Source organism: Methylobacterium sp. J-077 (genome assembly GCF_022829365.1).
Taxonomy (GTDB): Bacteria; Pseudomonadota; Alphaproteobacteria; order Rhizobiales; family Beijerinckiaceae; genus Methylobacterium.
The window spans coordinates 1-16,427 of the sequence record NZ_JAKSYJ010000212.1; the positions used below are offsets into that span (position 1 = coordinate 1).

17 protein-coding genes and 2 pseudogenes are annotated in these 16,427 nt (G+C 62.4%); 10 read left to right on the forward strand and 9 right to left on the reverse strand.

The window, feature by feature from the left end; genetic code table 11:
- Positions 1-256: 256 nt before the first annotated feature.
- Positions 257-1,387, reverse strand: coding sequence for a serine hydrolase domain-containing protein (locus MKL11_RS25530; protein ID WP_243948392.1), 1,131 nt, complete (start codon positions 1,385-1,387; stop codon positions 257-259).
- Between the two features lie 128 nt (positions 1,388-1,515).
- On the opposite strand from MKL11_RS25530, the gene MKL11_RS25535 reads away from it, so the two are divergent.
- The 9 genes and pseudogenes from MKL11_RS25535 to MKL11_RS25580 all read left to right on the forward strand — a co-directional run bounded on the left by MKL11_RS25535 (position 1,516) and on the right by MKL11_RS25580 (position 10,168).
- On the forward strand, positions 1,516-3,114 hold the full coding sequence (locus tag MKL11_RS25535; RefSeq protein ID WP_243948494.1) for an ABC transporter substrate-binding protein: 1,599 nt from the start codon (positions 1,516-1,518) through the stop codon (positions 3,112-3,114).
- 365 nt (positions 3,115-3,479) lie between these two features.
- Positions 3,480-3,653: a hypothetical protein gene (locus MKL11_RS25540; protein ID WP_243948394.1), complete on the forward strand. Its 174-nt coding sequence runs from the start codon at positions 3,480-3,482 to the stop codon at positions 3,651-3,653.
- 267 nt (positions 3,654-3,920) lie between these two features.
- Complete coding sequence (locus MKL11_RS25545) at positions 3,921-5,030, forward strand: hypothetical protein (RefSeq protein WP_243948396.1); 1,110 nt, start codon at positions 3,921-3,923, stop codon at positions 5,028-5,030.
- Positions 5,031-5,032: 2 nt separating this feature from the next.
- Positions 5,033-5,245 (forward strand): hypothetical protein, encoded by a 213-nt coding sequence (locus MKL11_RS25550; protein ID WP_243948397.1) that lies wholly within the window; start codon positions 5,033-5,035, stop codon positions 5,243-5,245.
- Positions 5,246-5,334: 89 nt separating this feature from the next.
- A pseudogene (locus MKL11_RS25555) lies at positions 5,335-5,703 on the forward strand (hypothetical protein).
- Between the two features lie 1,802 nt (positions 5,704-7,505).
- The gene (locus MKL11_RS25565; RefSeq protein ID WP_243948398.1) at positions 7,506-7,991 is read left to right on the forward strand and encodes a hypothetical protein; all 486 of its coding nucleotides are present in this window, start codon (positions 7,506-7,508) and stop codon (positions 7,989-7,991) included.
- Positions 7,886-9,046, forward strand: a complete 1,161-nt coding sequence (locus MKL11_RS25570) for an alpha/beta fold hydrolase (protein WP_279600715.1) — start codon at positions 7,886-7,888, stop codon at positions 9,044-9,046. The genes MKL11_RS25565 and MKL11_RS25570 overlap by 106 nt, the downstream gene beginning before the upstream one ends.
- A 177-nt stretch (positions 9,047-9,223) precedes the next feature.
- Complete coding sequence (locus MKL11_RS25575; protein ID WP_243948400.1) at positions 9,224-9,400, forward strand: hypothetical protein; 177 nt, start codon at positions 9,224-9,226, stop codon at positions 9,398-9,400.
- 372 nt (positions 9,401-9,772) lie between these two features.
- Positions 9,773-10,168: a response regulator gene (locus tag MKL11_RS25580; protein WP_243948401.1), complete on the forward strand. Its 396-nt coding sequence runs from the start codon at positions 9,773-9,775 to the stop codon at positions 10,166-10,168.
- A gap of 549 nt (positions 10,169-10,717) precedes the next feature.
- Here the strand turns inward: MKL11_RS25580 and MKL11_RS25585 are convergent.
- The 5 genes and pseudogenes from MKL11_RS25585 to MKL11_RS25605 form a co-directional block, all read right to left on the reverse strand.
- Positions 10,718-10,861 carry a hypothetical protein gene (locus MKL11_RS25585; protein WP_243948403.1) on the reverse strand — a complete coding sequence of 48 codons (144 nt, stop codon included), beginning with the start codon at positions 10,859-10,861 and terminating at the stop codon, positions 10,718-10,720.
- A 102-nt stretch (positions 10,862-10,963) separates the two neighbouring features.
- Positions 10,964-11,598: pseudogene (locus MKL11_RS25590) on the reverse strand (SOS response-associated peptidase).
- 135 nt (positions 11,599-11,733) lie between these two features.
- A complete protein-coding gene (locus MKL11_RS25595; protein WP_243948404.1) occupies positions 11,734-11,988 on the reverse strand; it encodes a hypothetical protein in 255 nt (84 codons plus the stop codon).
- A gap of 14 nt (positions 11,989-12,002) precedes the next feature.
- Positions 12,003-12,260, reverse strand: coding sequence for a hypothetical protein (locus MKL11_RS25600; protein WP_243948405.1), 258 nt, complete (start codon positions 12,258-12,260; stop codon positions 12,003-12,005).
- A gap of 338 nt (positions 12,261-12,598) precedes the next feature.
- Positions 12,599-13,459 (reverse strand): hypothetical protein, encoded by an 861-nt coding sequence (locus MKL11_RS25605; protein ID WP_243948406.1) that lies wholly within the window; start codon positions 13,457-13,459, stop codon positions 12,599-12,601.
- Positions 13,460-14,119: 660 nt separating this feature from the next.
- Between MKL11_RS25605 and MKL11_RS25610 the strand changes: the two genes are divergently transcribed.
- Positions 14,120-14,308, forward strand: a complete 189-nt coding sequence (locus MKL11_RS25610) for a hypothetical protein (protein ID WP_243948407.1) — start codon at positions 14,120-14,122, stop codon at positions 14,306-14,308.
- Between the two features lie 84 nt (positions 14,309-14,392).
- On the opposite strand, the gene MKL11_RS25615 is transcribed toward MKL11_RS25610, so the two are convergent.
- From MKL11_RS25615 to MKL11_RS25625, 3 genes are all read right to left on the reverse strand, one after another.
- Positions 14,393-14,620, reverse strand: a complete 228-nt coding sequence (locus MKL11_RS25615) for a hypothetical protein (RefSeq protein ID WP_243948408.1) — start codon at positions 14,618-14,620, stop codon at positions 14,393-14,395.
- 201 nt (positions 14,621-14,821) lie between these two features.
- Positions 14,822-16,063, reverse strand: coding sequence for a DUF2806 domain-containing protein (locus MKL11_RS25620; protein WP_243948410.1), 1,242 nt, complete (start codon positions 16,061-16,063; stop codon positions 14,822-14,824).
- 64 nt (positions 16,064-16,127) lie between these two features.
- On the reverse strand, positions 16,128-16,283 hold the full coding sequence (locus tag MKL11_RS25625; protein ID WP_243948412.1) for a hypothetical protein: 156 nt from the start codon (positions 16,281-16,283) through the stop codon (positions 16,128-16,130).
- Positions 16,284-16,427 lie beyond the last annotated feature (144 nt).

Genomic DNA, 16,427 nt, shown 5'->3' on the forward strand with positions numbered 1-16,427 from the left:
TGAGCTGTCTGCACCTCGATCTGGCGCAGCTTGAGCACCACCTGCTCCGCGTTCGTCTTCTGACCTCGCCGCATGTCCGACTCCTCCGGTCCTGGCTGATCCTCTCAATCAGCCCGGTCCAAAGCCAGCCGGTCAGGTCACCTAACTGCTTCGGAACTCCACCAAGCCGATGCGGTCGCAGATAAGTCCGATGAAAAGGCCAAGAGTGGAAACGAACTGTGAGTGCGATCCATCCATATCAGCTTGCGATGATCGATTAAGCCCGCGTAGCTCCGACGAGGCGGCGTAGGAAATCATCCAGCGCGGTCTTGTCGATCCAACGTAGGACTACGACAAGGTCTCGATCGGGATCGGCCCAGATCACGTTGTTGCCTGCACCGAGGGCACTGAACGAGGTAGCCGACAGTTCAGGCTTGGCCGTCGGCCCGCGGTTCAGCCACCACAGGTAGCCGTAATTGGAGAGCGTGGGTGACGGAGCCAGCATCGCGCGTATCCACCGCTCCGACAAAAGCCGGCGCCCTGCCCAGACGCCACCGCGAGCGATGAGGAGTCCGAAGCGCGCGTGGTCGTCCGCGCCGATGAACAGGCCGCCGCCCCAGTGGCCGCCTCCTGGTACGGACTTAATCCGGGCACCGTCGATTTCGACCCAGGCATTGTCGTAGCCGTGCCATGCCCAGTCGTGGGACGCGCCGATCGGATCGAAGATCCGCGTGCGCAGGACCTCCGGCAATGTGCAGCGGAAAAGGCGCATCAAGCAGTACGCGAGCAGGTTCACCCGCACGTCGTTGTACTCGTAATAGCTACCCGGCGCATGAAGTGCACGGCGCTCGCCCTTGCGGCTGTTGTCCGCCCCAGGACCAATCTGGCGGAAGTGATCGACCTGGTCGGACTTGCCGAACAGCGTGCCCTGCCACTCGCTGGATTGCTGCAGCAGATGGCGCCAAGTGATCGAGCCGTTCTGCGAACCATTGAGCAGCGGATCCGGGACGCTGTCTCGTACGGGTGCATCTACGTCCGGAATCAGTCCGTCATCATGCGCGAGGCCGGCCAGCACCGCCAAGTAGCTCTTGGCGATAGAGAAGGTCATGTCTGGACGCCGCGTATCGCCCCAGGCCGCGACGCGCCGACCGCCCTTCAGGATCACCCCGGCCGGGCCGCCCCGTGGCTGTACTGGCCCGACGATGTCGCTCCACGGCCCGCGCTCGTTCCACTCGACCAAACCAACATAGCGTCCGTTAGGGTAGTAGAGGCTCCTCGGCCAAGGGCTCTCGTTCGCTTCGGCATAGGCAACCGCTCCGGCCAGCGCCGTGGGATCAAAGCCGGCAGCCTCAGGATCCACGCCTCCCCAAGTCCCCGCGGGGTAGTACGGCTCGGTCCCTTGCGTCACGCCCAGTCTCCTATCGGTAGTGGCAGATCTTCACGCCATCGAAAGGCAGGCATGTGCCGCGCCAGGGCGTATGGGGAACGGCTCTTGCAGTCCGGTTTGGTGTCACCCCGTGTCTGGAGTCTGACACCATGCTGCGACGAACCTTCCTCGGCGGCGCGGCCGCGGCCGGCACCGCGCCGTTCCTGCCCGCCCGGTCCGCCCTGGCGCAGGCTGGGCGGGCCAGCGTGCTGCGCTTCGTCCCACAATCCGACCTGACCATCGTCGATCCCGTCACCACTACCGCCTACATCACCCGCCACCATGCCCTCATGGTGTTCGACCAGCTCTACGGGCTCGATGCGCAACTGAAGCCCCAGCCGCAGATGGTAGAGGGTCACACCGTCGAGGATGACGGCAAACTCTGGACCTTCCGGCTCCGGGACGGGCTGAAATTTCACGATGGCGAGTTGGTGCGGGGCCGGGACTGCATCGCGTCGATCCGGCGCTGGGCCCAGCGCGACAGCCTCGGCCAGGCGCTTGTGGCACGTACCGACGCCATGACCACACCTGACGACCGCAGCTTTGTCATTCGCCTCAAGCGCCCCTACGGACTGATGCTGGAGACCCTGGCCAAGCTGGGTCCGCCGGCACTTGTGATCATGCCCGAGCGCTTGGCCATGACCGATCCGGCCCAGCAGATCCCGGAGGTGATCGGCTCCGGTCCGTTCCGCTTCAACACAAAAGAGCGGCTTGTCGGCGCCCGTGTGGTCTATGACCGCAATCCCGATTATCAGCCGCGCGCGGATGGCGCCGTATCCTGGGCCGCGGGCCCGAAGCGGGTCCATTTCGATCGCGTCGAGTGGCATGTCATGCCCGATCCCGGCACCGCCGCCGCAGCACTCCAGAACGGCGAAGTCGATTGGTGGGAGAACCCGATCAACGATCTGCTACCGACGCTCCAACGCAGCCCACAGATCGTGACACAGCTTGCCAGCCGCCTCGGTAATCTCGGCACTGCGGTGCTGAACCACCTCTACCCGCCCTTCGACAAACCGGCGATCCGCCGCGTGGTGCTCGAAGCTTTGTCGCAGGAGGATTTCATGGCCGCGGCTGGCGGCGACGATCGGAAGCTCTGGCGCATCAATGTCGGGCTCTTCACACCGGAAACGCCCATGGCAAACGATGCGGGCCTCGACGTGCTAATGGGTGTGCGTGACATTGCGCGCTCGAAGAGGGACCTGATCGCGGCCGGCTACAAGGGCGAACCGGTGGTGCTGATGTCGGCAAGCGACAATCCCGTCCTCGGGGCGCTCGGGGAGGTGATGAACGACCTGCTCAAGCGCCTCGGGATGAACGTGCAATACGTCGTTTCCGATTGGGGCACCCTGGTCACACGCCGTGCCAGCAAGGCGCCCCCCGACCAGGGCGGCTGGAACATCTTCAATACCACCTGGACCGGTCTCGACATGAGCAATCCGGTCGGCGAACAGGTCCTGCGCTGCGGCGGCCAGAAGGGCTTTTTTGGCTGGCCGGACATCCCGGAGATCGAGAGCTTACGCGAGGCCTGGATCGAGGCCCCCGACGATGCCGGTCGGCGGACGATCGCGCGTGATCTACAGGCGGTGGCCATGAGACAGGTGCCGTACCTGCCGACCGGACAGTACTTCTATCGAACCGCCTACCGGCGCGACATTCGCGATGTTGTCGAGGATCAGTTTGTATCCTGGAACGCGCGCAGGGAGGCATGATCCGAAGCTCCCGCTTGGCCAGGTGAGTTGAAGCGCGAGTAGGAGGCGTCGCAAGATCGTTTTATTTCAGAAGTCTTCCGCCGCAGCCACGCCACTTAATCTGATGACGAGCTGACGGAGGAGGTCGTCTATCACACTGGCGTGAGTCGATACCCAACGCAATCTTAGCCTGAGTAAGCTGCTTGCGATCAGCGCGGTCCAGAAGCGAACGGGCAAGCGGAGCCCTAAGACTGATCGGTACAAATATCTAACCGAAACCACCGGGATAAGCTGCGCTTTTAATGGCGCTTGACATCTCCCACTATTGACTTAGTGCCGCTGCGTCCGAAATCGTCCAAATCTGGACTGACCAGAAGGGGCGGTCGATGCTGAACATTGAGCTCACGCAGGACATCGACGGCCGCTGGATTGTGACTCTTCCAGGCCTCATCGTTTGCGACCTCTCGCGTGAGGCGGCCGAAGCCTTCGCCAGCGCTTATCGCCGGCTGACCGGTTCGGCTACCGCAGAGCGGACATCAAGCGACGGAGGTCGATCGTGACGAAGGACGTCATACCAGGGCCCGACTTCGGGATCTTCGATCCGCCGTCGACCTTCGATCTTGGCGGATCGCCCCACATTCCGACGCCCATCACTGAGCCGGGCGAAGTCGCCGACCCGTCCGGCGATCTGTGGCTCGACGCCTTCGGAGACCGCCTCGTGCACGGTGAGATGGCCGTGACGCCTGAGCAAGCCGAAGCGGCAGCCCAGCACGGGTGGGAAGCTGTCCCGGGTACGGCTACCTTTCTCTCACGTGAGGGAGGGAGCCATGAGCAAATCCCTCTCCAGAAATGCACCGGCTGGCCCGCGCACATCCCTGCGCGAGCGCGCCGCCGACGTCGAGGCATCAGCCGCCCGTGTCCTGAAGCGTGCGTCCATGGTGAAAGCGACTGCAGAGCCAGTCGCCGCCGCATCCATCTCTGAACTGCGCGACCGCTGGCGTGCGGCACTCGAAGCTGCGAACCGGCCTGGCTTGCCTGAGGCGGCTTTCCGGCGACTGAGCACAGTGGTTTCCGACGCCGAACAAGCGATCATCAATGCGCCAATCCGTACGATCCATGATCTGGCCTGCCAGGTGGAAGTGTTGCGCGCGAACTTCGATTTGAACTCGCTCGACGAGGGTGTTCCATTCGCGACCGTCCAGGCAGTCTGCGATGGCATCGACAGCCTGGCCGCCACGAGCCGATCGGACCCTGTTGATCTAATTCAATCGGCGATCGCTACCCATCGTAAGGCCTTCATCGCCGCCAACTCACAGCCGACGGAGGAGCTCTCCGAGTTGGCCTGCCAGACCGCAGACCACCTGTACAAGGCGCTCGCCGCAATCACACCGACGACCCCAGCCGGTCTTTGCGCTTTGGCCACGCATCTACGCCGGTTCTTACGGGACAGTGGCATCGAGGTTGGCAACACCTTTCAGGAAGAAGCCCTCACCATCCTCCTCGACGCGGCCGAGCGGTTCGCCGCGCGGCAGGCCGGCTCCCGCCCGGCTGAAGCCCAGGACGAGAATGACTGGGCGATGCCGCACGCCTATGCGGTCGATCTCAGCGGCCTCCGCATTCAGGAGTTAGGCAATCTCTGGGACGTCTACACGTCGGTTAGAGATCAATGGCAGGCTGTTTCAGAGCTTCCCTTCTGCACCGATCATCACCGAGTGGGAGTGCGTGGCCATACGCCAGCCGGCACGCTGGCTGACGCCGAGGGCACGCGTGCAGCCTTCATCCGAGACCGAATAGCGGATGAGGTGCGCCTGCGAGAACCGCAGAATGAGTGGGAGCGCAGCGTCGCTTTGAGCCTGCGCATCAAGAGCGAGATCCTATGCGAGGGGGCGATCCGGGACCGCGATCTCTTCATGGAAGCCGTGAAGGCCTGGGGCTGAGCATGAGCAATGTCGTCCGCTTTCCGGGTGGCCATCGCGTAGCCGCCAAGACCATTCCGCGTGAAGAGTTCGAGCAGCTCGCGGAGCTCGCGCTCGATGTCGTAGAGCGGATCGTTGCGCTGTTAGATGATCGGGACGGAGAGCCTACCGCCCAAGTCGGCGACAAGGGTTTCCAGCCCGACAATCTCCTCAGCTTGCAAATCCAGGCCGATTAAAGCGGTCTTGAGATTGCGTGATAAGCTGGATACCGACGACGTCTATAATGTTTCGGTCCGGCTACCCGATCGAACGGCACGAGCTGTCGATGGCGATCTGCCTTGACCGGTCGCAGGGCCGCTGCGAGAGCTGCAAGCGACCGCATGGGCAGATGGTCTACCACCTCAGCGATGGCCGTTGGTGGGACGCTGAGGCCGCCCGCTAACGCGATGGATGGGGGCGCCGGATCCGGATCAGGTCGGGCACCGACATCCTCGGCCGCGCCCGCCGAACACACGTCGTTCTGGCCGCCGCGCATCGGGACCACGACACGGCCAACAATGCGGACGCCAACCTCGCGGCCTTCTGCCAGCGCTGCCACATGATCCACGACCGGCCAGAGCATCAGCGCAGGCGTAGGCGCACGCTGTTCCGGCGGAAGGCGATGGGCGACCTGTTCGGCGGTTCCTACGCCTGAGTTTAGGGTAGCGGAAGCTGTTCTTGAGCCGTCAACTGTCCTGATCGAGGTCGAGATCGCGGATCAGGTCACCGATCGGATCGCCGTCCGTGGTCCTGCTTTGGGCGGCTGGATGTACCAGGGTGCTCGACAACCTGGGCAATGTCCTCACCCCCGGCGGCAGGGGCATCGTTGGGCGATGTGCCAACAGTGCACCGCTGTCCGCCATTAAAGCAGCAGGTTCACTGCCGTGTAGTCTATTCGGAGGATTGACCCAGATCATCGGTACAGCCGCCGTTTCATCAGCGACTACAACGACCCGGACATTGCGTTCCGACCTGTCGTAGTTGCCCGGATGTAGGACGTGGGCGGCGACCAACAGCCCGAAGGCAGCGATTGCGGTGGTGGCGAGTGTGGATCTGTAGTGTTCCATGTAGGCGGAACAGACGGCCAAGCTTGCCGTTCCGCTCGCTCTCTCGGGATAGCTAACCGTGACTTTACAGGCGCCGTTAAGCCTGGTTGTGGGAACGATCCGAGCTTTCATCGCGGCTTCTTGCCAGGAGCCACGAACAGTTGGCGAACCCTACCGACAGCTGAGATCCAAAAGAGGAACAGCTTCACGGAAGCACGATTACCCCTTGAGCCGTCCAAGGGTCTCCAAGCACCCGAGAGGCGGGTCAATGGGAGAACGCTTATGAAGGCACCACTGCTTGCTGTTGCAGCCATTCTCGCCCTGGGCAGCACCGCATTCGCTGCAGAAAGTGGAACTGGCGGCTCAAGCCGTTCAGGAACCGCGAACAGTACCGGCCCGAACGATGCGGGCTCAGGCTCGTCACCCGGTGCGGCCGGCAGCGGCCCTTCAACTGGCGGGATGAGCCGCTCCGGCACCATGAACAGCACGGGGGCCAACGACGCCGGGTCAGGCTCGAAGCCGAGCGGGACCAGCGGAACGCCTGGCAACCGCTGAGCATCGGTCGAGTGGGGCGGCCTAACCGCCTCCCCATTCACGGCTTAGCAATTTTGGTTCAGCGCGCGGTCACAGCTGCCTGGTCGCGATACGGTCCTGTAGACACCGACCGTTAACCGGATTGTCACTCGCTCGCCGCATGTCGGCGGTAGGCACTCTCGCTCTCGCAACAGCCGTGAGTAGAGCATGACGCGAGCCGACCTCGACAAGCGCGCAGAGCTGACCGTGTGGCCCGGCCGGGGGCCAGCGCACGTCGACAGGGTCGCGAGTTCCCGACGCTACGCCAAGCTCTCGCGGCAGCCGCAGAGGCCATAGACGCAGAAGACGCGCAGCCCTGGATCATCACAGAGGACGGCGACATTCTCTCGCCTCGATGGATCAGGGCCAACACAGGATCGAACCGCCTACAATAACGGGCCGTGGGCTGGCGCCCCGCGGTGTCCAGTTCCCCCGCATGCGCCAACCCTCACGCGATCGCCCGGCCAAGGCTTCAAGGGCGAGGTGCAAGGAACTGGCCCGCACATCGCCTGTCATCGCGTGTCCACCCGCAACAGCACCGTGTGGTGTCGCGAACGCCTCGGGCACATCAGCGGGGGAAGCGCTGCTTTAGCAGGTGCCTGGGCAGAAAAAAGGCCACCCCCGAAGGAGCGGCCCGAAGTCTTGGGAGGAAACGCCCTTGGGAGGGCTGCAGGACTACGACGTCGTCGCCGTCCCACAGCACCAACCTATGCACCTGCAGGGCAGCGAACAACCGCCCATAGGTTGTGGCCCGCGCATAACTGGCGCTACTTTTCCTCTCAGGTGCGCTTCCACACCATACCTCAGAGCAGCAGCCCACCGTGCCCAGGCCGATGCCTTGGAGATTGAGGCGCAGGCCAAGCGCCGGATCGCGGATGAGTACGGCGCGGCGCAGTCGTGGGGTGAGGTGCAGACCCCGGGCGGCGACCGCAAGACCATTGTTCCGGCCGGGAACAATGATCGGGCTACCGTCACGGACCTGGACCTGACCCGCAAGCAGGTGCACGAGGCCCGGCAGATCCGCAACGCTGAGGCGGTGTCGCCCGGCATCGTTCGTCGCACGCTCGACCAGCAGTTGGCCCAGGCTCAGGAGCCCACCAAGGTCCACGTTGAGCAGATGCTCTCCCTGTTACCGCCCACGCCCCCAATGACTTGCGGTTGCTCTCGCGCTGAAAGAGGCTCGGTCAACAAAAAAATCGAGGGCGAGGGAGACACTGCATGGACAATCACGGCAGGTATTGCTGGGGCCTCCTTTCAGCTGCCATTTTGTTTTCGGCACCGGTCCTGCCCGCCCTCGCGGATCCGCCGGCGGCCGCGCCAATAGCGGCTGCTGGGCCCGATCTTCAAGCCGTTCTGCAGGAAGGCGATGTGGACCTGCCCGAGTTCACGTTCCGGAATGGCGAGCACCTGTCCCCTTTGCACCTGCACTACTCGACACTCGGCAAACCCCAGCGCGATGCGGCTGGCAAAATCACGAACGCGATCCTGCTGCTCCACGCCACTACCGGTACCGGCAAGACCTTCCTAGTGCCGACGATCGCCCACCATCTGTTTGGGCCGGGCCAGCCGCTGGACCCCCAGCGCTACTACATCGTGTTGCCGGACGGCATCGGCTTCGGCGGCTCTACCAAGCCGTCTGACGGCCTGCACGGGCGCTTCCCGCACTACGGCTACCGCGATCAGGTCGCCGCCCAGCACGCGATGCTTGAGGCCATGGGTATCGACCACCTGAAACTCGTCGCCGGTATCTCACAGGGTGGCATGCAGGCCTGGCTCTGGGCTGAGCAGTTCCCGGACGCGATGGACGGGGTGATGCCGATCGCCTGCATGCCGATGCAGATCAGCGGGCGGAACCTGATGTGGCGTCAGATCGTCTCCGACGCTGTGCGCAGCGATCCGAAGTGGAACGGCGGTGAGTACGACCGGGCTGACCCTCCGACGGCCTGGACGCGCAGCGCAGCCCTCATGTTCGCGCTCATGGTCAGCACCCCCGATCGGCTGCAGGCCGCCGGTCCGGACCGTGCCAAAACGCTGGCCTACGAGGACGAGCTCTCAGCACAGTACCGGGGGCGAGACGCCGGGGACGCCCTCTACGATTACGAGAGTTCGGCCGACTACGACCCGGCCCCTGACGTCGCCCGCATCAAGGCACCAATGCTCGCCATCAACTTCGCGGACGACCAGGTGAACCCGGCGCAGCTGCCCGTGGCCCGGGAGACGATCGCGCGCCTGCCCGCAGGGCGCTTCGTGCTTTTGCCTGGTGGATGGGGCCACGCGGGTATCTACCACGCCGATCTCTGGGCGGATCAGCTGGGCACATTCCTGAGCAACCTTTCCGTTCAAGACACTCAGCATTTGCCTGAGGCGGCCAGCCGATAAGAGGGCTGCCGTGCGACATGCGCCAGGGCGGCCTGCGCGATGCCATCCTGCACTCGGTGGGTTCCAACGCCACCCACGGCCTGCGCCGCATGCGGCATGCTGACCGATTGAGGTAGCGCTGGAACGTCAGAGACGCCGCTACGCTTGAGCGCTCAGCAACGGTGGGAGGGTGTGGTGATGAAGGTGTTTCAGATCCGTCAGGCAGCGACGGGTACGATCCTCTGGACTGGCTCAGCCGCAGACCCGATCGCTGCCCTCGACGCCATGGCCCACGAAGCCGGGTACTACGACCATGCAGACATCCCGGACCACCTGCGGGCCGGTGGCCTGCACGCGGAAGAGATCCGCGTCTGACGCCTCCGAGCAGCATGCCGGCGGCCGACCAGCAGACATGCGAGGTGAAGGTTGATGGCGTGTGGAACGCCGTCAGCCTGGTGGAAGCGCGCACCCTCTATGGGATGCTGCCCAAGCGCTGCCCAAGCGCTGCCCGGCCTGCCACGGCCAGGTAAACATCGCCGGGAACTACACCCCCGGCGGGGGCTACAAGCTGCAGCACCGCCGCAGCCATTCGGGCTGCCCGGTGACGTCTGCCGCGTACTCCGGCACGCCATCAAAGCACCCGCAGGCGATGGGGTGACGCCGGTTCAGCCAAACACCATTCCATGACCACGGGGCGCAATCGGGTCCAGCCGCGTTAGTGCGGCGGCGATTGTGTGGAGATCCCGAATGGCGGATGCCTTTGCGCCGCGGCTTGCCGTGCTGGTTGTCGAGGACAACCCCGTGCAGCTCATGGAGGCAGCTGCGGCCCTGCGGGATGCGGGGTACGAGGTGGCCGAAGCCTCGACCATCGAGGAGGCTCAGGCCCACCTGGCAGCACGCCCGGAGCTCGTGGCCATGGTCGCGGACGTGGACTTGGCCGGTGAACCTCTGAGCGGCTTCACCTTGGCCAAAGCTGTCGCTGCTCGCTGGCCTGAACTCGCCATCTTGATTGTATCGGGGGTGGAGTGGCCGGGCGCGGACCAGATGCCCATGGGCGCTCGCTTCCTGCGTAAGCCCTTCGCGGCTGAGGGGCTCGCCGAAGCACTTCGAACCGTTCTGGCGGCGCGGGGGATCGGCTCGTAAGCCGACCACCCACGCCGGGCGCAAGCTCAGTCCGTCAAGATGGCAATAAGCGAGAACGAGCCGGCGAGCATGAACGTGCCGGCGACGAGCAATGCGATGATGAGCATAACGGAAGCCTCAAGCGCCAAGCGGCGCAGCTCCCCATGAACGCTTATGGCCACGCTCGGTTGCGCGCGGCCGGTTGCTGAGCCTCGACCGGCTCAGCCTCCGCTGTCGCCCCGGCATCGTCGCCGCCGACGTCGAGGATCCAATCGGGCAGGATAGGGACGACCTCCCCGGCTACCTCGCCAGCGCTCTGTAGCGCCCTTTCTGCTTGGGCCTCGGACGTCTCCCCGCGGACCTCGGCGAAGAGCTCGCGAGCTAGCTGGTCGAGTTCCTGGTCGGATAGCTTCCTGTCTGGCTCGACCTGCATAGCGACCTGCCTCCCGCTGGCCGGCTCGGCCCCGCCGCCCGATCCGATCACGGGCTGGCGGGGGAGGTTGTGCATCTCACCGACGGTGAGCCCGACCGTTACGCGACGCGGCTCGACTGCATCATGCCGGTGGAGGGTTAGCGGGCCGTCAGCTGGGCCGGGGGCACCTTGTGTCGGAATAGGCCGCCTACGAGCCGGAAGGGCAGCCGCACGAGCTTGTACGCGGCGTGGGCCACCATGACGGTGATGACAGCCAGCAGGGCCAACAGGGTGTTGCGCATGCAGGTACTCCCGGCGGCTCGATACTCTCGGTGGGCCGCCCCCACCATCGCTTTCAGGAGGCGCGCCGATCGCGGCAGGACTGTGATGAAGCTAGGCTGGCGTCACAAATCCATATCGTCGGCTTGCCCATCCCGGCGAGCGCCACGAGCTACGACGACCTGTGCATCATCGGCCAGGGGCCGCTGGAGATCCTTCGCTTCCGGCCAGGGTGCCGACAGCCATGTCTCCCACTCCTCCGGCTTCGTCAGGATCACCGGCATCGCCTTCGGGTGCACAGCGCCCACCTCCGCGTTAGGCTCGGTAGTCAGGAAGGCATACAGGTCGTCGGTCGTCTCGCCGTCCTTCACCTTCCGCACGCTCTGCCAGCTCTCGACCAGGATGCCCGCGAAGCAGGTGAGTGGCCGATCCTCGGTCAGCGCAAACCACACGGGCGGGTGCGAGCCGTCCGCGGCCTTCTCGTTCTCGCTGAGCTCGTGAACGGCACGAGGCAACGGTGCGCGGGCGAGAGCCAGCTGCGCCAGTGCGGCGAGGCCGTGTTGCGCACGTTGGTGACGCCCGGATCGACCTTCTTGCCCTTCAAGGCGAAGGCCGGGGACGGCATGCCCCAGCGCATCATCGACAAGGTACGGGCACCGTCGCGCATGCGGATCACTGGCGCGGCGGTGTTGGGGAAGATGCCGGGCAGCGATGGCAAGTTGCCGGTGCCGTCACGCTCGACGCTGAACGCCTTGCCGATCTAGGACTGCGGGCGCGTCAGGCTGTAGAGGTTGCACATTCGGCTCGCTCGCCAAGGGCGCCGTGGAGATTGAGACCCCGAGGCGACGATCGCTGCCCCGCCGCCCATAATTTCAGGGCTGGCGGGGTAGAAAGGCTATTCGGAAGCCTCCGCAGCCTCCTCGCCGTCCTCGACGCCTAGCGCAGCTTTTTCACCCAGGAGCATCGCCAACGCAGCCCGGATCTGATCGCCTTGCTCTCGGTAGGGTTGATCAAGGGCGGCCACCATGGCGCGACGATATCGATCTTGGACCGCAGCCAGTTGGGTCGCCATGCCGACCTTTGCCGGCGCCTTCTCGACCAGCTTCGGCTTGGCCGGTACTGGCTTTCTCGGCATCTTCTTTCCAAGCATGGCGGTGTGCGATCTCAGGTATCCGCGGCGTTGGTGTCGACCGGCTTGGCTGCCTTGTCAGAGCCGGTCTTGTTGGCTGCGTGGTCTTGGTACTGCTCAGTCTGAACCGTCTTGCTATCGAGACCGCGTTCGTCGTCGTGCTGAGCCTTGTCGCGGTTGCTGAGCACCTCGTTCTCGCCGAGCACGCCTTCTGGCAGTTCGGTCATCGCGCCCGCACCTGACCCCTTACCCTGGGTCCCGGGATGCATCCCGTGCTTACCTGCGTTCGCCATCGTCGCTCTCCCGTGACCGAAGGCTCGGTAAAGGCAGCCCTCGTCGATTGAGCGGGGCCAACCGATCGCCTCAGGGTCCGTTCCTGCGTCACGCCAACGCGCAGCCAGGAGGTGACAACTTCTTCCGCGACAGCGTGCAGAACCACGGGGGCAGCTGGTGAAGGCTGGTGGCACGTGATGGTGTGCAGGGGAGCGGCGCGCAGATGCGGCGGGCGGATTGAGGCTGGGCGCCGGCAACCTGCTCAAGGACGTGGTGCTGAACCTGCGGACAGACTATGGCTAGAGCGGATGGCGAATTGGAGATGTTCATCCATCTCTATCTCACGCAGGTACTATATTCAGCTTGTCCGCGCCATTTCTGCTTCTGATTGCACGGTGTGCCTCGTAGAAGGCCCATAGACATACGGGCTATTGGTGGATCTTTGAAAATCAGCTTTTGTCGCACTACGCGCAACCCGCACGCGAGCCACCCTAAAACCAATCATTCGCTGAAAATGCCACAAACCAGCGGGCAAGTTATTCGCACTATCCGTGTCGAGAAGATACCTGACACCCAACGCGGACAATTTTTCAACTACAACTTGGGTGAGATAGTAGCGCGCATCGGAATGAATTTGCGTCTCGCCCAGCGTTACAAATAAATCTATTATTGCCCATTGGCCATCGTGTGGCGTGACTGCAATTAGGAGAGGCTTTTCATCCGGCCCATACCCGACCGTCCATGATTTGGACCCGACTAAACCGCTCCAATCGTTACCTTCCAACCGAATGCGTGTTTTGGCCGGCACGTAAGCATGGAGCGTGTCGATCAATGCTCTTTGCTCCTCAGGATCTATGACCGAACGCCAAGTCACGCCTAATTTACGGGCCGCACGCACTTTCCGCCGGAGCGTCTGCTTGCGTGATCCGGCGCTGTAATCGGCGGCGTTGACAGGGATATGTAAAACGCAGGCCCCAAAAAATCCAAGCGAAAATGTTCCAAACAAGATTTTCCGATTAATTACTTCTTTGATTGTCGATCCTACACGAGTTTGATTTAAATCAGCAGTCAATCTTGGAAGAAATAAATGACCCAAAATTGCCTTTGACGAAGTTATTGGGTTTCTAATTACAAACATTCTTATTCTGCTGTTCGACTCTTTGTGCTGCCGCCAAAAGTTCGACACACATTTCGACCAATATTCTCCATCGGAAGTCATTTTTTGTCGCAGGCTGATTCTGGGTAATTTTATTTGAAGAAGCATTTCTAAAAGCCGTGCTTCGATGGGCCTGGATCTCCCATACTCCGAGAAACTGACCAGAAACAATTTACGCTTAAGTAGTATACCTTGGCAGCCCTAGCACTTCGTGGAATCTGATTGGCGGCTGGTTTAACGACATCGCGAGCGGCCGCTGAAGGCGTTCGCAACGTCTCGCAAAACGATCGCCGGCAGATGGCGAAGACGCACTGAGGCCCTGACGTCATCCAAACGGGCGAAGCGAATCAGCGTCGGCTGAGCCATGCATAGCGCTCGAAGCCCAATGACACCTTCAGCCCCGCCGACAGCCGCCGCGCGGGGCTTTCTTTTAGCTCGGGCCTCGGTATGGTCCCCGCGATTTTCGACTCCCCCGAGCTGGGAATCACAACCTTCGCCCGCCCGGTCCGCCGGCGCGGGCTTTTTCGTGTCGCGCTCCCGGTCCGAGACAGCGGTATCGAACTACCGGCACGCCCCGGTAACCGCCCGGCCCCATCCTGATTCACGAGCCGCGTTGCGTATCGGCTCAATGAGGTGAGGCAATCGAGACCCATGCCGCCGCGTAACAAGCCGCTAGCTCCCATCGCTCGAGGCGAAAAAGCTGGCCGGCTTGCAGCGAGCGAGATGATCAAGACGCTGAGCCCGGAGACAGGCAGCGTTGAGGGCGTCGTGCGCCGGATCGAGCAGGTCGGGATCATTGTGGCCCGGGGGCATCAGGAGGCCGGCATGCGAACTGCTGATGTCCAGGCATGGCACATCGGCTTCCAAGCGGGGATGACCCTCGAACTCGGAGATTACATGCGCCGCTTTTAATGGGCCGACTTCTACCCCGCCCCGTGAGCAGATCGGGGCGGGGCCGAGATTGCAGAACCACGGTCAGCAGATGGAGAAGGCGGATTAGTCCTTATCTCCGGCAGGCTCTGACCATGACGCCCCATAGCGCTCGATCAGTTCCTGGCGTCCCGCCGCGGTGATCTCGTACTCGAGGCTGTCTTCCGCCGGGATCTCTCGACCGGTGGCCGCGACCAGTCCGAGCGTCTCAAGGCGCCGCATGTAGACGCTGATCTGATAGAAGCGGGGGCCGGTCGTCGCGAGGCTGCGGAGACGGGACAGCGTTGGGCGCAAGCTTGTGCATCGCCGGTCAGTGCACCGATAGGCGGCCGCAACGTCAGGCTCGGTTCGCGGCCGCCTGCGCCCCGCCGGCAGTGACGACGAAGGCGAGGGCGGCGAGGGCTGTGCGCATGGCGGTATGATAGCGGAGCTGTTCCCGCTGGCAACTTTTTCAAGAACATCAATCCACGGCGCTTTGCAAACCTGATCCCTCAATCATGTATTGTCTTGTGCGCCTTTTGCGGCGCGAAATCGCGCTGTCGAAGCGTTAACACCCTCTGGCCCATATTCGTAGATCTCTACCAGGGAAAACTGGTGGATAAGCTTTTCGAGCGCGCCAGTAAGAGCACTCGAAATTCCGGTATCCGCTTGTATGTATGCGGCAGCATCGCGACTTTCGTCGGGTCTTTTTACCTGATTACCGATAATTAACGGCAATAGACCAGCCTTAATCAACAGCCGAAGCTTAGGTCCTGACTCCGGCGACTTAATTATTATCTCGAAGTTGCCAGCCATTGCGTCTGAATATTTTTTTGTTATGTTGACTATGAACTCGACGGCCTCGCTCGACGAAGTTTTCGAGTCTTTCAAGCCCTCTTTGAGTGGGCTTTTGCCGTAAATTGCAAAAGCCAGTTCTCTAGATCGCTCCGAAAATCGTGCTTGGTAATGAAACAACGCCAACTTCTGTCCTGGTGCTAGTATAAGTTCTCCGAAGTCATATTCTGTTCGAGTTTCGATTTTTATAAAGCGCAGCTCAGAAAGCATGAGCACTTCGGTGGTTTCAAGTGCATGCTTATCTTCTGGCACAACCATATCCATGAACGGATAGCATCCATATGTGCACATAAATACTACATAACGCTTGAAAGCTTCGGCAAGGCGGCTGTCGAGATTTTTGAGAAGCGCCATACTCGGGCCGCTAAGTTTCTCTGAGTCTTTCGCTGTCTGATTGGCCAGGATTTGCGAATATAGCTTTCGAACTTCTGCAGAATGGGTCTCTTTGACGCCGTCAACCCACACTAATGTAAGCTCATCATCAAGTGGCTTCGCGCCTTCCTGCGCGCGTTGATCAGCGATTTGGATTGCTTCGGACGTAGCCTCCTCGATGTACGACTGTCGCCGAAGTTCTTCTCCTCGAAATCTTCGGCCGGCTGCTCGAAGTTGTTTGATTTCTTCGTCAGCCGTTGCCGCGATACTTCGAGCCTGGGCATCTGCCTGCGCTTCGAGAACTCGCGCTTCGGAGCGGACGCGAGCTGCTCTTCGTCCAAGCAAAGCAGTGGTGGCCGTATCGAACGCATTGCCTAGTGGCGCGGCAATAGCGCGAGCGATTTCCAGTCCTGCAGGTGATTTCGCAGCGGCACCTAAACCTACGACATCAGTTAATTTAACATCGGCCTTGCCGCTTACCTCGGCATTCACAAGAGCGTTGACGTTACCACTCTTGCGTTTGCCGGCCATTGCTGTGTCCTTTGACAAAATATCTTGAAAAGCTTGCTACGCCATCGTTATCGAACCGGCTGGCTCATTGCGTGAGGCCCTCGATGCTGCGCCAGTAGTGCTCCATGCCCTTCTCGTCCGGCATGGAGCCCTCGTGCGCGCATTCCTGCTTGTGGTGCTCGAACGTGCATCGCGTTGTCGGAGGCGAGCCGCACACCTTGTCGAGCTGCTTGTAGCTCACGCAGTGGCCGGTGGGCCCGCGGAAGCCTGGGCCTCCCTTGCAGCCGCAGCCGGTGCACTGGCACGCGGCGGCCGCGGTGGCGCATGAGGTCAACAGGACGCCGGCGATCAGAACGCGGCGCAGTCCCACCGATCAGGACGCTTT

Excerpts from the sequence above, each read along its gene's own strand:
- MKL11_RS25535 (WP_243948494.1), top strand. The coding sequence starts at position 1,516 with ATGCTGCGACGAACCTTCCTCGGCGGCGCGGCCGCGGCCGGCACCGCG.
- MKL11_RS25540 (WP_243948394.1), top strand. The coding sequence starts at position 3,480 with ATGCTGAACATTGAGCTCACGCAGGACATCGACGGCCGCTGGATTGTG.
- MKL11_RS25545 (WP_243948396.1), top strand. The coding sequence starts at position 3,921 with ATGAGCAAATCCCTCTCCAGAAATGCACCGGCTGGCCCGCGCACATCC.
- MKL11_RS25550 (WP_243948397.1), top strand. The coding sequence starts at position 5,033 with ATGAGCAATGTCGTCCGCTTTCCGGGTGGCCATCGCGTAGCCGCCAAG.
- MKL11_RS25570 (WP_279600715.1), top strand. The coding sequence starts at position 7,886 with ATGGACAATCACGGCAGGTATTGCTGGGGCCTCCTTTCAGCTGCCATT.
- MKL11_RS25575 (WP_243948400.1), top strand. The coding sequence starts at position 9,224 with ATGAAGGTGTTTCAGATCCGTCAGGCAGCGACGGGTACGATCCTCTGG.
- MKL11_RS25580 (WP_243948401.1), top strand. The coding sequence starts at position 9,773 with ATGGCGGATGCCTTTGCGCCGCGGCTTGCCGTGCTGGTTGTCGAGGAC.
- MKL11_RS25585 (WP_243948403.1), bottom strand. The coding sequence starts at position 10,861 with ATGCGCAACACCCTGTTGGCCCTGCTGGCTGTCATCACCGTCATGGTG.
- MKL11_RS25595 (WP_243948404.1), bottom strand. The coding sequence starts at position 11,988 with ATGCTTGGAAAGAAGATGCCGAGAAAGCCAGTACCGGCCAAGCCGAAG.
- MKL11_RS25600 (WP_243948405.1), bottom strand. The coding sequence starts at position 12,260 with ATGGCGAACGCAGGTAAGCACGGGATGCATCCCGGGACCCAGGGTAAG.
- MKL11_RS25605 (WP_243948406.1), bottom strand. The coding sequence starts at position 13,459 with ATGACTTCCGATGGAGAATATTGGTCGAAATGTGTGTCGAACTTTTGG.
- MKL11_RS25610 (WP_243948407.1), top strand. The coding sequence starts at position 14,120 with ATGATCAAGACGCTGAGCCCGGAGACAGGCAGCGTTGAGGGCGTCGTG.
- MKL11_RS25620 (WP_243948410.1), bottom strand. The coding sequence starts at position 16,063 with ATGGCCGGCAAACGCAAGAGTGGTAACGTCAACGCTCTTGTGAATGCC.